The 14,010-nt window shown below is 58.8% G+C and carries 14 protein-coding genes; 6 read left to right on the top strand and 8 right to left on the bottom strand.

From position 1 onward, the window contains the following. Window positions 1-9: 9 nt before the first annotated feature. On the top strand, window positions 10-1,236 hold the full coding sequence (gene msrB / locus GYN08_RS03700; RefSeq protein WP_166272590.1) for a peptide-methionine (R)-S-oxide reductase MsrB: 1,227 nt from the start codon (window positions 10-12) through the stop codon (window positions 1,234-1,236). Between the two features lie 142 nt (window positions 1,237-1,378). Here msrB and GYN08_RS03695 read toward each other — a convergent pair whose 3' ends face one another. Then, on the bottom strand, window positions 1,379-1,606 hold the full coding sequence (locus GYN08_RS03695) for a DUF1450 domain-containing protein (protein ID WP_166272588.1): 228 nt from the start codon (window positions 1,604-1,606) through the stop codon (window positions 1,379-1,381). Window positions 1,607-1,742: 136 nt separating this feature from the next. On the opposite strand from GYN08_RS03695, the gene GYN08_RS03690 reads away from it, so the two are divergent. Then, window positions 1,743-3,299, top strand: a complete 1,557-nt coding sequence (locus GYN08_RS03690) for an ABC-F family ATP-binding cassette domain-containing protein (protein ID WP_166272586.1) — start codon at window positions 1,743-1,745, stop codon at window positions 3,297-3,299. Window positions 3,300-3,449: 150 nt separating this feature from the next. On the opposite strand, the gene GYN08_RS03685 is transcribed toward GYN08_RS03690, so the two are convergent. The 3 genes from GYN08_RS03685 to GYN08_RS03675 form a co-directional block, all read right to left on the bottom strand. Further along, window positions 3,450-4,337 (bottom strand): fumarylacetoacetate hydrolase family protein, encoded by an 888-nt coding sequence (locus GYN08_RS03685; protein WP_166272584.1) that lies wholly within the window; start codon window positions 4,335-4,337, stop codon window positions 3,450-3,452. 227 nt (window positions 4,338-4,564) lie between these two features. Next, window positions 4,565-4,864 carry a hypothetical protein gene (locus GYN08_RS03680; protein ID WP_166272582.1) on the bottom strand — a complete coding sequence of 100 codons (300 nt, stop codon included), beginning with the start codon at window positions 4,862-4,864 and terminating at the stop codon, window positions 4,565-4,567. Between the two features lie 69 nt (window positions 4,865-4,933). Next, window positions 4,934-5,632: a hypothetical protein gene (locus tag GYN08_RS03675; RefSeq protein WP_166272580.1), complete on the bottom strand. Its 699-nt coding sequence runs from the start codon at window positions 5,630-5,632 to the stop codon at window positions 4,934-4,936. Between the two features lie 174 nt (window positions 5,633-5,806). On the opposite strand from GYN08_RS03675, the gene GYN08_RS03670 reads away from it, so the two are divergent. Together GYN08_RS03670 and GYN08_RS03665 are read left to right on the top strand one after the other, a co-directional pair. After that, a complete protein-coding gene (locus GYN08_RS03670) occupies window positions 5,807-6,625 on the top strand; it encodes an FAD-dependent oxidoreductase (RefSeq protein WP_166272578.1) in 819 nt (272 codons plus the stop codon). Window positions 6,626-6,643: 18 nt separating this feature from the next. Next, the gene (locus GYN08_RS03665; RefSeq protein ID WP_166273105.1) at window positions 6,644-7,036 is read left to right on the top strand and encodes an FAD-dependent oxidoreductase; all 393 of its coding nucleotides are present in this window, start codon (window positions 6,644-6,646) and stop codon (window positions 7,034-7,036) included. Window positions 7,037-7,070: 34 nt separating this feature from the next. Here GYN08_RS03665 and GYN08_RS03660 read toward each other — a convergent pair whose 3' ends face one another. The 4 genes from GYN08_RS03660 to GYN08_RS24035 all read right to left on the bottom strand — a co-directional run bounded on the left by GYN08_RS03660 (window position 7,071) and on the right by GYN08_RS24035 (window position 11,611). Next, window positions 7,071-8,126 carry a diacylglycerol kinase catalytic domain-containing protein gene (locus GYN08_RS03660; RefSeq protein ID WP_235945741.1) on the bottom strand — a complete coding sequence of 352 codons (1,056 nt, stop codon included), beginning with the start codon at window positions 8,124-8,126 and terminating at the stop codon, window positions 7,071-7,073. Then, window positions 8,123-9,169, bottom strand: a complete 1,047-nt coding sequence (locus GYN08_RS03655) for an SPFH domain-containing protein (RefSeq protein WP_166272576.1) — start codon at window positions 9,167-9,169, stop codon at window positions 8,123-8,125. Before GYN08_RS03655 ends, GYN08_RS03660 begins: the two co-directional genes overlap by 4 nt. 211 nt (window positions 9,170-9,380) lie before the next feature. Then, complete coding sequence (locus GYN08_RS03650) at window positions 9,381-10,106, bottom strand: alpha/beta hydrolase (RefSeq protein ID WP_166272574.1); 726 nt, start codon at window positions 10,104-10,106, stop codon at window positions 9,381-9,383. 122 nt (window positions 10,107-10,228) lie between these two features. Continuing rightward, window positions 10,229-11,611 carry a HEAT repeat domain-containing protein gene (locus tag GYN08_RS24035; RefSeq protein ID WP_166272572.1) on the bottom strand — a complete coding sequence of 461 codons (1,383 nt, stop codon included), beginning with the start codon at window positions 11,609-11,611 and terminating at the stop codon, window positions 10,229-10,231. Window positions 11,612-11,878: 267 nt separating this feature from the next. Here GYN08_RS24035 and GYN08_RS03640 point away from each other — a divergent pair, with 267 nt between their 5' ends. Together GYN08_RS03640 and GYN08_RS03635 are read left to right on the top strand one after the other, a co-directional pair. Beyond that, the gene (locus GYN08_RS03640; protein ID WP_166272570.1) at window positions 11,879-13,582 is read left to right on the top strand and encodes a DUF6138 family protein; all 1,704 of its coding nucleotides are present in this window, start codon (window positions 11,879-11,881) and stop codon (window positions 13,580-13,582) included. Then, window positions 13,579-13,953, top strand: coding sequence for a hypothetical protein (locus tag GYN08_RS03635; protein ID WP_166272568.1), 375 nt, complete (start codon window positions 13,579-13,581; stop codon window positions 13,951-13,953). The genes GYN08_RS03640 and GYN08_RS03635 overlap by 4 nt, the downstream gene beginning before the upstream one ends. Window positions 13,954-14,010: the final 57 nt, after the last annotated feature.

Here is a 14,010-nt window from a genome sequence, read left to right as displayed (position 1 = left end):
GCTGCGTACATGAACAAACGAACCCGGCCGACGGCCTGGCTCTCTCTCGCAGCGCTTGCGCTGCTGAGTCTGCTCGTATCGGCCTGTTCCACGTCCGGCTTCGCCGGAATGAACGTGCCCGGCGCTTCGATGCCGTCGAGCGTGACGGCCGCCAGCATTCCCAACCCGAACGCCGACGTCGACTATTCCGAGTCCGATTTGAAAAAAATCTATCTGGCCGGCGGCTGTTTCTGGGGCGTCGAAGCTTATATGGCGCGCATCTACGGGGTACAGGACGCCGTGTCCGGCTATGCCAACGGCACCGGCGAGAACCCGTCGTACGAAGACGTGATCAAGGGCGACCGCGGTTTCGCGGAGACGGTCGAAGTCACTTACGATCCCGAACGGGTGCCGCTGGACAAGCTGCTGACGGAGTTTTTCAAAGTCATCGACCCGACCAGCGTCAATCGGCAGGGCAACGACCGCGGCATTCAGTACCGTTCCGGCGTCTACTATACGGATAAAAGCGAGAAAGCGGTCGCCGAAGCCGTCATCGCCAAAGAACAGGACAAGTACAATAAAGACATCGTGACCGAAGTGCTCCCGCTCGAAAACTTTTACATGGCGGAAGACTATCATCAGGATTATTTGGAAAAGAACCCGAACGGTTACTGCCATATCGACATGGGCATTCTGAACGAGCAGGAAATTCCGGCGGACGGGGAGAACGGCACTTCGGCGGCAGGCGTGACTTCGACCGGCGAAAAATCCGCAGCCGCGACGAAATCCGCCGGGCATATCGTCGTCGATCAGGCGGACTACCCGAAACGAACGCCGGAGCAGCTGAAGTCCATGCTGACCGACATCCAGTATAAAGTCGCCGTCGAGCAGGATACCGAACACCCTTACTCCAACGAATATTGGGACACGTACGAGCCGGGCATCTACGTCGACGTCTCCACCGGCGAGCCGCTGTTCGCGAGCGAAGACAAATACGATTCCCAATGCGGCTGGCCGAGCTTCGTCAAGCCGATCGCGCCGGAAGTCGTCACGTATCGCGAAGATACCGCCTACAACATGATCCGCACCGAAGTGCGCAGCCGCTCCGGCGATATCCATCTGGGCCACGTATTCGACGACGGTCCGACGGATCGCGGCGGCAAGCGCTACTGCATCAACAGCGCCTCCATCCGCTTCGTTCCGCTGGCCGACATGGACGCGCAGGGTTACGGGTATTTGACGAGCGTCGCCAAATAAGCTTTTCCCGGCATAAAAAAGCCGTACCGGATGAAATTCATCGAGGTACGGCCTTTTTTTGCGATCGATCCGCATGCGCTGGACGGGCGGCAAGACGCTCCCACGCGACGAGAGGCGAGCCGGCGTCCGCATCGCAATCCCGTTACGATCGCTCCCCGATTCTCTTCTCCAGCTTCTTGACCAGCTTCTTCGGCGTTTCCGCTCTGACGATCTCGCCTTTCACGATCGCGAACGGTTCGGTCCGGCACAGTCTGCATTCTTTCAAGCAGGAATCTTTTTTGACTTTGACGTCTTCGTATTTGCCCTTCAATTCCTTGTAGGCCGGCTTCGAGAAGCGGTCCAAGTTTTTCTCGCAAAATTTGATTTTCATCTGCGTTCCTCCCTTTTCTTTCCCATGAAAACATTTGACGGTTTTTCACCTTTCCATTGAGTTGTGCGCCGTTACCTTTTATAATGAAACGGAAAAAGTTTAATCGAAATCTAACAGAAAAAGGTGTCTTTCATTCATGAGTATACTAAACGTAGAACGACTCAGCCACGGTTTCGGCGACCGGGCTATTTTTAAAGACGTATCCTTCCGGCTGCTGAAAGGCGAGCACATCGGCCTGATCGGCGCCAACGGCGAAGGCAAATCCACGTTCATGAACATCGTGACGGGCAAGCTTCAGCCGGACGAAGGCAAAGTGGAATGGTCCAAACGCGTCCGCGTCGGCTATCTCGACCAGCACGCGGTGCTTGAAAAAGGCCAGAGCATCCGCGACGTCCTCAAAGGCGCTTTCCAGTACCTGTTCGACATGGAGCAGGAAATGAACGATATGTACGGACGCATGGGCGAAGTGTCTCCGGAAGAATTGGAAGAGCTGCTGGAGCAGGTCGGCACGATTCAGGATACGCTGACCGCGCAGGATTTCTATCTGATCGACGCCAAGATCGACGAGACGGCGCGCGGCCTCGGCCTCACCGACGTCGGCTTGGACAAGGACGTCAACGATCTGTCCGGCGGACAGCGCACCAAGGTGCTGCTGACCAAGCTGCTGCTCGAGAAGCCGGATATCCTGCTCCTCGACGAGCCGACCAACTACCTGGACGAAGTGCACATCAACTGGCTGACTCGCTATCTGCAGGAATACGAGAACGCGTTCATCCTGATCTCGCACGACATTCCGTTCCTGAACAGCGTCGTCAACATCATCTACCATATGGAAAATCAGGAGCTGAACCGCTACGTCGGCGACTATCATTATTTCCAGGAAGTCTACGAGATGAAAAAGCAGCAGCTGGAATCCGCGTTCAAGCGCCAGCAGCAGGAGATCGCGCAGCTCAAAGACTTCGTCGCCCGCAACAAGGCGAGCGTCGCGACTCGCAACATGGCGATGTCCCGCCAGAAGAAGCTCGACAAGATGGACGTCATCGAACTGGCGCAGGAGCGTCCGAAGCCGCAGTTCAACTTCAAAGTCGGCCGCACGGCCGGCAAGCTGATCTTCGAAACGAAAAATCTCGTCATCGGCTATAACGAACCGTTGTCCCGTCCGCTCGACCTGAAGATGGAACGCGGCCAGAAGATCGCTCTCGTCGGCGCCAACGGCATCGGCAAAACGACGCTGCTGCGCAGCATCCTCGGCGAGATCCCGGCCATTTCCGGTACCGTCGAACGCGGCGAGCATCAGCAGATCGGCTACTTCGAGCAGGAAATGAAGGGCGACGGTTCCAACACCTGCATCGAAGAGATCTGGAACGAATTCCCTTCGCTCAGCCAGTTCGAAGTACGCGCGGCGCTGGCCAAATGCGGCCTGACGACCAAGCATATCGAGAGCAAAGTGACGGTGCTGAGCGGCGGCGAGAAAGCCAAAGTCCGTCTCTGCAAACTGATCAACCGCGAGACGAACATCCTCGTGCTCGACGAACCGACGAACCACCTGGACGTGGACGCGAAGGACGAACTGAAGCGCGCGCTGCAGGCTTACAAAGGCACGATCCTCATGATTTCCCACGAACCGGATTTCTACCGCGATATCGTGACCGAGACGTGGAACTGCGAATCGTGGACGACGAAAGTATTCTAAAAGCCGGTTTCGGCAGGAAGCTCGGGACGGCTGCGGGAGAATGCGTTCAAGACGCGGTCTCGCTCGGAAAACTTGATCGCATTTAAGACAAAAAGGGCTCCTTTGGCGGAGCCCTTTTTGTATGGGAGTCTTTCTCTATTCCTAATTCGTTTATCCGCCGATCGTGTTCGTCAGCTCGCCCAGCCCTTCGACGAAGATCGTCACTTCGTCGCCCGGCTTCAGCCAGACCCGTTCTTCCTTAGGACGGCCGAGGATGACGCCCTCCGGCGTGCCGGTCAGGATCACGTCGCCCGTCCGCAGCGTCATATGCCGCGACAGAAAAGCGATCAGCTCGCGGCAGGAGAAGATCATGTCCGACGTGTTCGAATCCTGCACCGTCACGCCGTTCACGCGCGTTCCGATCTTCAGCGCGTTCGGATTCGGGATCTCGTCGGCCGTCACGATAAACGGCCCCAGCGGCGCGAAGCCTTCTCCCGTCTTGCCGAGCAGCCATTGGCTCGACTGGCCCTGAAGGTCGCGGGCCGACAGGTCGTTGGCGCAGCAGTAGCCGAACACATAGTCGAGCGATTCTTCTTCCGTCACGTTCGCGGCCGTCCTCCCGATCACGATCGCGAGCTCCGCTTCGTAGTCGAGCCTGCGGGTCGCGGCCGGATACGGAATTGCGCTGCCGTGCGCCGCGACCGAATCCGAAAATTTGCCGAATACGACCGGCTTCTCGGGCAGCGGCATATTCGTCTCCTCCGCATGGCGCTTGTAATTCAGCCCGATGCAGATCAGCTTGCCCGGATTCAGCACGGCCGGCAGAAACCGGATCTTCTCCGCCTCGATGATCAGCTTGTCCCGCTGCGGTTCGCTGCGTTCCCAGGCGGAGCGAATCTCTTCGACCTTGGCAGGCGACCGAAGCAGCTCGTCGGTCGTAGCCGGCGGGAAGTTCCATCCTTCCAGCCACGGCCCGAGGGCCGCGAGCGGAACCGCGCCGATCTCCGATACAAGGGCAATTTCGGCAATGCCGTTTCGTTCGATATTCGCGAATCTCATTCTTGTCTGCCTCCTGTCGCGCTTGAAATTCGGCGCGGCGCTTTGCGGCGCACGCCTTTCTTCCATCATACCCCAAGCCGGAAGGGATTAAAACGGCGCCCGGCCTCGGCCCATTCGGCGGCAAGGCCTTCTGCGTCGGCGTACGCCCTCCCAAGCTTTGTCCGCAAAAAAATAAGCGCCCGCTCTGCCTGGGCAGACACGGGCGCTCCGTATGATTGGCGCTGCGTCTATTCGGTTCTCGTCTCGTACCGGCCTTCCCGGTAACCGTTCTCGCGGAAATCCTCCGCGCGTTCCGTATTCGTCTTCGCGACCTGCTCCCTCGGTGCCTGATCCTTCGGCGCCGAATGCCACGCTTCGACCTTCTTCTTGCGTCTGCTCTTCAGCCAGCGTTCGAACCGACCTGCGGATTGACGCTCGGCCAGCGTCTTCTTGATCCCCTTCATCAGCAGTTTGGAGCGATCCTCGTCGCTGCGATCCAACTCGTGGAGGTCCTTCAGAAATTCATTGTTCATATTATGCATCTCCATGTACAAGGTCTCCTCTCATTATATCGAACGTATGTTCCTTTGTCGAGTTCCGCTCCGTTCCGCAGTCGGTCAATCCGGGGCGCCTTCGGGAAGCCGCCCGCCTTCTTCGCGGATTTTCACCCGAATCCTCGGAATTAACTCCCGATACGGCCCGATTTCGCTGATATCGGAAATGTCGCCGATCTCCAAAATATGATCCTCTTCCGCCTGCTCCAGATCGAGCAGCAGCCGATATTCGGATTGATATTCATATTCCTTCGGCTTGCGGAAGTAACCCCAACGGCCGGCGAAGTTTTCGACATCGTGGTACTCGACCATGCCCTCCCGCAGTCCGAATCCGCATTTGCGGCAGGCCGTGTCGATCCGGTTCTTGAACTCTTTCGGGTTCGTAACCACCACCGCGTAGTCGCCGAATTTTTCGTTCCACGGATGAATGAGATGTTCCTCTTCTCCACGGGCATGACGCTGTACCGATTCGCTCGTAATGCCGTACAGGCTGAGCGAATACTGACGGTCCGCTTCGTTTTCCTGCAGCACGATCGGCCCTTCCAGATCCTCCAGCGGCTTGCCGCCGACATAAACTTTATAATTTCCCGGATTGTAAATGGCGGATGCCGCCTCGAACTGGTCGTTGCGTCCCGCTTCGTCGGGCTCGGGACTTTTGAAAGCGCTCAGACATTGAAAATGCAGCTGACCGCGCTGAAATTTTTCCATGAACCGCCGTTCTCCGAATTTGAGCAGCACATAAATCTTCACCGATTCTTGCATAAGCCGTCCCTCCCTTTTTCTATATTTCAAGACTGTCGTTGGTGTCAGGGATGTACTTATATATAACCTGATTTGGAATTTATTTTCTTTCGACTCGCTTAACCATTTATACCGCCGTTTAAGTATGCTTCGTAAGCGGAACTCTGTCGGCGGGAGAAGAAAAGGAGGAAAGCCATGAGAATAGGCATTATCGGGGGCGGGATCGGCGGGCTTACGCTTGCGCAGGCATTAAAGCGCGCGGGCGCGGCATGCATCGTTTTCGACAGGGATCCTTCTCCCGAAAAAACGGGCGGATACCGGCTTCATTTGAGCGGCGAAGCGCTCGCCTGTATGCGCAGAGCTCTTCCCGAAGAGATCGTTCGGTCGCTCTCGGAGGTCGGCACGGGATCCGAGGCTTTCAAACAGTTTTCCGTATTGGATCATCGGAGAAACACCAGGCTGGCTCTTCCCGTCAACGGCAAAGAAGACATCCTGATGATCGGAAGGATGCCTTTGCGGAACATATTGACCTGGGGACTGGAACAATCGATCCGTTGGGATGCCGCTTTTTCCGCCTACGAAGAAAAAGAATCGGGAATCGTTCTGCATTTTTCGAACAAGACAAGCGAGGAGGTCGATCTGCTGATCGGCGCCGACGGCGTGAACTCCGCGGTGGCCCGTCAACTGCTGGGTCGGCGCACGGCTCGAAGCGCAGGCGTGACCGCGATTGCGGGCAGGACTCCGCTTACGTCCGGCATGCGGAGAGCGCTGTACGCCGATCTGCAAAAGGGCCCCGGGTTCGCCGTAGGACCCGGCGGCATCGGCATGTTCCTGAGCGTGCACGATCCTGCCGAACGGGCTCTGTCGACCGCAGCGGCCGAAATATCGGGAGTTCGGGAAGAGCCTTATTTGATCTGGTCGACGGCGGCGGAAAACGGCATGTTCCCGTCCGATCTTCGAACCGCCGGTCCCGAACGACTTGCCGCCGAAGCGCTCAAGCTGATCGAACAATAGGATTCCGGCTTTTTGACCATGGTAACGGAAACTCTTCCGGGGACGGCAGCCGCGTTTCCGTTCTGGTTTCCCGATCGGTTGACGGCATGGAAGCACGATCGGGTAACGCTTCTCGGAGACGCGGTTCATCCGATGCCTCCTACCGCGGGGTTGGGTGCCAGCACCGCGATCGTGGATGCGGTCAACCTGGCGGAAGGGCTGACCCGGGCCGCCGAAGACGTTCCCGACATTCTGAGTAGGTATCAGGCGGACATGCTTCGCTATGCGCCCCGAGCCGTCGCGGAAGCCCGTCCCCCTTTGTTTTGGCAGCGGCGGTTCAAAAACGGGCTTATCCGCAGATTGGGACTGTCGCTTGCGCTGCCGGCCGCCGGACGCGCGATCGCGCTGAGGCACCGCCTGAAAAATCGCTGACCGAATGCCGCCGTCCGAGCATGCCCGCGCCGGCTCATACCGCCAACCGGCCCCGCCGCTCCGCTACCGTGATCGACGCTTCGACGCCCGAACCGAATTCCAAGTAGTCGCTCTCGACGCCGTCGCTGAAAATGACGCCGCTCTCCGGCATTTGCGAGACGATCTTCAGCGGGTTCCGTTCGTCGATCCGTCCGAATACGAGATCCGCAGATGTCGAACGGCTGGGGTAGGGCTCGCGTACCGTAAAATACAGATAGGGCGAATCCCAGCCGAACGACGCGTCCGGCGACAGACGCGGCCCCCGTTCTCCCGCAGCTCCGTAAGCGATGCCGGACGCTCCGGCCAGCACGCTGCGCAGCCAACCGGTGGAACCCAGCCCCGTAGAGACGATGATCCCGCTCGACGACTGCTGCTCCGCGGAATCGTTCGTTCGCAGCTCGTACCTCGCCGATACATGCGTGCGCCTTCCGATGAACAGATCGTTGACCGCGACCAGCACCTGTCCGTCGTTCAGCTCCGCCTGTGCCAGCCGTACCTCTTTCGTCGGCCGCTTGTCCCTGAGCAGATCGCGCACGACGGCAGGGAGGTCGTCGACCGTAAACGGCAGCAGAGCGCCGTCCCAGCGCCGAGGATCGGGATTGACGCCGATCAACGGCTGACGGTCCGCGTATTTCAGCGTATTGGCGACCAGTCCGTCCTGCCCCAGCACCACGACGACGTCGCGTTCTCCGAAAATGAAATTCGGTACATGCTCCCGCTCCACCTGCTGCACACGGCCGATCCGTCCCAGCGTCTCCGCCGCTTCGTGCAGCGCCGCGCGGTAGACGCGGTCTTCGCGGATATAGTCGCTGAAGTCCGCTCCCAGCCTCTCCACGTAGAACTGCGCCTGCTGGATCGTGTTGTAGCGGACGACCAGCTCTTCCAACCGCGTTCGGCGCTTGACCAGAACGATCTTCGTTTCCGTCTCGGGACCGCCCGCGCCCGAAGCGCCGGGCTGCGCTCGGACTGCCGACTGCGAGCCGGATTCCGTACCGGATGCCGATGCACGCGCGCCCCGCCGCATCCCGCTGCTTGTTCCGAAAATGTTCATCGCTGCCCCGCTCCTTTTGCCGGCTGCCCGTGCTGCCCGCCCATCAAGCCCTGCAGCAGGTCCGGCGTAATGTTCAGCTGGCCGATCTTCTCGGCATTGCCCGCCATCTCCTGGAACGCGATCGCGATCAGCTTGTCGGGCTTCATATCCATGTTCGCCATCGCCTGCAGCACGTTCGGATTGACGTTTTCAAGCGACTTCATGACGGCGGTCAATTCGTAGGCTTTGGCATCCGCCGCCGTTTTCTGATTTGCCGTTTCCAGACCGATGAGCTCCTGTCTTCGTTCCTCCATGCCGATATCGAAGCTCAGCTGTTCCTCCTCCATTTCGTGTCTCTTCCGCTTGACCGCACGCTCCGCGTTCAGCTGGGTTTCGCGGATTTCCCGCTTTTTCGTTTCGACGGCGATCTCGGTGTTGAGCTCGTTCTCTTTGACCGAGCGTTCCTGTTCGATCGAAGCGTTACGACGGCGGTACAGCGCTTCGTCGGCGTCCTGCAGGATCGCTTCGCGGGCCTGCGCTTCGAGCGCCCTCATCGTATCTTTGTTCGGTAAGATCGCCAGAATCGACAACCCCATCAATTCGACGCCCAGCGCCGCCAGCTCCTCGTCCTGCGTCAGCTCGCGCCGCATGCTCTGGGCGAGCGCCTCGCTCGCCTGAATCGCTTCCCGCAGCGGCATCCGGGCAAGCCCGCGCTTGATTCGCACTTTGACGATATTGACGACGCGCTGGCTCAGCAGAGCCGGATCATCCGACAAATAACGGTTTTTTTTCAGATCATACGTATAGTTCAGCACCTCGGTCATCCGTCTGTACTCCGCAATCCGGTAAATCAGCTGTCCCTGCACCGTGATTTTCTGGTAATCGCTCGTCATTTCGTCGAACATGAACGGCACGTCGATCGAAGAGACCGGCACCACGACGACCGAAGTGGTCGGCACGTAATAATGAAAAGCAAGTCCGACTCCCTCTTTGACGACTCTGCCGTTCTTGATCTTCATGACGTACTCGCTGGGTTGAAATTTGGCGAACCGGAATCCGAACATAAGAACTCCCCGCTTTCTTTTGATAATGTCATTTCGACTTTAACGAAAGAATAACATGACCTTTTGATATTTTCAATATGATAATAACAAAATGTTACGAACAATTTCTCCCATAAAAAAACTCCGTTCCGCAAAACGAAGTTTTTTGAATGGCAGTCCGGGCGGGAGCGTTTTCGATCCGACCGGCCCAAAATGCCGTTTCGGCTTCCGATCAACTTGTGACGAACTTCGCTTCTTCGGGACGCGGTCCGGTCGATGCCTGAGTTCCCCGCCCGGCCGAGGCGCCGCGAAGATGCTTCAGTACCGCATCGAACAATTCCGTCCGGTCCTCCGAATGACAGACCAGATGCCCGCTGCGGGGCAGCATCAGCACCGTCTTGTCGGTCGAACCGAGGTGATTGCCGAGATAATCCGCGCTGCGCGGCTTCACGAGATGGTCTTTGGTTCCCTGCACGATCAGTGCCGGCGCCTCCGCTTCTTCGTACCATTCCAGCGACTCGTCGACGATCCGGTAAAATTCGCGGGCCGCCTGCGGCGGGACGGCGAACAGATTGCGAAGGTAAAGTCCGATCATCTTCGGCTGCATCAACGTTCTGGCGATCGCCGGCGGGTGCAGCGGAAACACCGGGGCCGACAGCATCGTTATCGACGCGATACGCGCCTTGTGCAGAGCCGCAAGACGCGCCGCGATCAGCGCTCCCGTGGAGAAGCCGATCAGGTGCACCGCCGCCTGCCCGTCCAGCAGCGCCAGAAGTTCTTTTTCCGCGCTTGCGATCCATTCCCGCCTGCCGGCGCGCCGCATGTCGCCGCGGCTGCCGCCGTGACCGCTGAGCGTGAACGTAACGGTTCCAAATCCTTCGACTTTCAAATAATCGGCAAGCGGCTCGATTTCGTGCACGCCTCCCGTAAAACCGTGAATCAGCAGACAGGTCTCCATATGTACCCTCTCCCGTTCTTTCGATTCCGCCTTGCCGCTTTATGCTTTCGGCTCCCGTACGTTTCCGAACCTTATTTCATTATAACGCGGATTTTTCGGAAGAAACAAAGCGGGCCCTTCTTTCACGGTTTGTTCACTTTCGCTTTGAACCGGCCGAGCAGGCGCCGCGCTTCCTCGCGAATTTCCGGATCGGCGTCGCGGGCCGCGAGTTCGAACGAATCGAAGGCCTCGGATCCGTACTCGGCCAGACGCCGCAGCGCCGCCCGCCGCAGACGGACGCCGGATGAAGCCGCAGTCAGCAGCCGCCTGTACTCGGACAGCAGTCCGGGCAGCGGCAGGCCTTCCAGCGCGCGGACTGCCGTCTCCCGCACCTGTTCGTCCCCGTCGTTCAAAGCCCGGGCGAAGGCTTCGGCATGCGCCTCCCTGCCGGGAAGCCTTCCCGCATGAAAAATCGATTCGCGCCGCATATTCCGGTCGGCATGCGAGAAGAACGGCACCAGCAGCGCGAGCGGATTGATCGTTCCCCGTTCGAGCGTTCGAGTCATCTGGCAGAGCACGCGGTGATCGTCTTCAAGCGGCAGCCTTCGTTCCAGCAGAAAGGCCAGCTCGCCGCCTCCCGGCTCTCCGTAAGTCTCGACCTGGCGGGCGGCGCTCAGCCGTTCTTCGGCAGACGGACTTCCCAGCGCCCGTTCGAGAAAAGGAAGAGCGCTTCGATAATCTTTTTGCGCCAAAATCTCCAGCGCCGCGATCCGAACCGCCGGCGAGCTGTCCACGCACTGTTCCAGCAGAAACTTGACCGTCTCCGGCTTGAGGACCGGAAGCTTATGCATGCCTTGAATGGCGCTGACTTTGACTTTTTCCTCGAGACTGGATAAATACAGATCGATCAGCACTCCGTCGTCTCCGGCACGCTCCATTCCGAACCATCCGGTGTCGCAGCCTCCGATGATCTCGTCCAGCCAACGCTCGTACCATTCGAGAAAATTCGCTTCGTATGTAAAAAAAGGAATCTGAGCGCTGCGGTCGACGTAAACGATCCGTCCCCGGTAAGGTCCCGTCAGCACCAGCATCATATCGAACGTCCAGCCCATCGTCCCGATTTGCAGCAGGCCGCCGTACAGTTCGCTCTGCATCACGCTTTTCTCGGCCGCTTCCAGCGAAGGATCGTGCAGAAAAGCCGTCATCGCTTCCCATTGTTCCTGCGTCATGTCCGGCGACAGCCGGCACGGCCGGTTCAAGAATGCTCCCTCCGGATTCGGATCGAGCGGCGCGATGCCGTAATACGGCCCCGCTCCCCCGTTGCCGACCGTCTGCAAAAATTCGGAAAATTCCGTCGGCAGCTTCACCTTGGCCGCCGCTTCGAAAGCTTCGAGCGCCTTCGGCTCTAGCGGATCGTTCATCCGGTAGCCGTGCCGGTTGGCCCCGAATTCCTTCAGCGCATCGTCGCGCCGGGTCGCCATCTTCAATTTCCAGACGATGCGCTCCAACTGTGCCTGTTTTTTCACATTGTTCCCCTCCCCAAGATCGGCGGCCGCCTCGCACTCCCTACGCAGCCGCCTTTCGCGCTTCTTCCGAAATTCGCCCGCCTGCCGCCTGCATGCCCGGAAGCCGTTCGCTTTGCATGCCCGCTTGTATGTTATAATTTTAATTTAGTGTTTGATTTTTTGCCGCTGTGCTAGATTGTAACTCGTTGGAGTGTTTTGTGCAAAATTCCAAATTACCTATTTTCCCTTCTTTGCGAACCGGAAAAACCCATTCGAGGAGGAAACGACATGAACGAACTCTCCGCTCGGCTGCTTCGGGAGGTCTGGGAACGGCTGAGCGACATTTATGCGAAAGAAAAACGGCAGCTCGACGACGTGAAAGACTGGAGCGTGCTGCATCCCGGAGCGTTCGGCTGCCTCAGGATCGTCCGACGGATTCCAAAATGGGGGGCGCCTCCCGTGGATCTGGCGATCGACGTGCACGAGCCTTTGTCCTGGAGCGACGATGCCTACACGTTCGAGCTGGGGCCCTACATAGAAGAGCTGACCGACGACATGCTGGTCGACGAATTTTGGCCCGCCCTGCGGCAGCAGTTGAGGACGCTGCTGCAATCCGGAGAAATGGGGCCGCACTTTTTCGATTACCGCTTCAAGCTTCGGTTCGAATTCCGGCGCCCGGACGGCGGTCCGGCGTTGGAGCTGGAAGAAACGCTGATCGACGAAGAGCGGCGGGAGAAGCTGCGGCAGGCTTTGGACGGCTTTATCCGCGACAAAGTGCTTTCTCCTCCGCCGGCTCGTCCCAAACCCAAGGATGAATTTTTCTTCGCCCGCCTGCTGGTCAATCCGGACTTCCTTCCCGAAGGAAGCGTCGCTCCCGATCCGAACGTTATCGAACCTCTGCTTCAAGCCGTGAGCGCCAAGCATCAGGGGCACCCGGAGCGGCTGAACGAATGGCGGCGCCAGTATGCATGGGCTTTCAAGGAATGGGCCGAAGAGCAGTTCTTGCCGCTTTATTTCCTGCCGCTCGATTCGTACGCTTATCGTTTCGAACTCAAGCCGGAGGCCGAGCGTCCACCTGTCGACGACGGACGGCTCGACTTTTTCCTGTACGCGGCGATTCGGATCGGAGACACGGAAAGCGACCGCCGGCTCGACTATCTCCGTTACGCGGCGCAGCTCGGTTCCGAAACCGCGCAACGCTATCTGAAGGCCGGCAGCGGCAGCTTCGAAAGCGAGCGCCGGAGCGATCTGTTCCAAGGCAAAGCCAACGACGTGCTGCAGACGATCGAGCTGAAGATCGCGTCGGAAGAAGAGCGGGCTTACCGCGAAGCGCTGGAATACGTATGCGATCTGCTGCGGCAAGATTTCCCGAAGGAATATTCGCTTAAGCTCAAGAGCTCGGAGAAACGTCTGCTTCCGATGAAAAAATTGGCCAAGTCGCCGCTGCACCGTTTTTTCGCCAATGCTCTGCAGTATCCGGGCCTATTCCCGCTGATCGCCGAGTACGCCGAACTGGCGATGGAGGAATTCGCCTGGTACGGCGACGTCGAACCCGGCGAAAAGTCGGTGATGCCCGGCACATACGCCGTTTTGGGCCTCGGATTGGCCAGCACGGATTACGATCCGCTGCTGATCCGCTATATGCGTCTGGTCGACACCGAACATCAGTCGGCGCACGACGACTACGCCGCCGCGTTCGTGCAGGCGCGCGGGCTGGACGAACGGACGATGCCCGTTTTTGTCGCCATCCTGCTTGCCGGCGGCCAAAACGCGCGTCCGCTGAAGGACAACCCCGTCGCGACGCCCGAGCTTGCGAAAGCGCTGATTCCGCTGCTGACGCCTTTGGAAGATTACGAACGCGAGACCGTCATCCATCGGCTGTTCGGCGGAGAAGAAAAGCTGGCCCGCGCGGCCAAAAAAGCGGAACCCGAAATGAAAACGGCGCTCGAAGCATTGGCGGCGAAAAACAAAGGAGGAACATATTTAACATGAACAAGTACGCCGTTTCTCTTTTGCTTGCGGCAGCGATGACAGCGGTGACCATGCTGCCCGGCGCACCGGGCGAAATTCCGAACGTCCATGCGGCGGAGCGGCTGCCGGAGCTTCCGCCCGCGAGCGAACTGCAGCGGCTGGAAGACGTTTACGGCCTCAGCAAGCCGCACGAACCCGCGCAGATTCCGATCGGCGATTTCGCCTTCAGCTTCGGCGGAATCTCGGGCGGCTTTAGCGGCAGCGATCTTCGCCTTTCGGAAACGGACGGCGCCGTGCGCTTCCTGAGCATGTTCGCGAACGCGGCGGCCCCTCTTCCGGCATCCGCCCGTCTCGTCGTTCTCCTGCTGAACGGCGGTACGGAGTCCCGGTGACCCGTTCAAAGGCTCCGCGCCGAAAAAGAAATCCCAAAAAGGCTGCACGCATGTCGA

The organism is Saccharibacillus alkalitolerans (genome assembly GCF_011090185.1).
Taxonomy (GTDB): Bacteria; Bacillota; Bacilli; order Paenibacillales; family Paenibacillaceae; genus Saccharibacillus; species Saccharibacillus alkalitolerans.
This window is presented reverse-complemented; position numbering and strand designations above follow the sequence as displayed.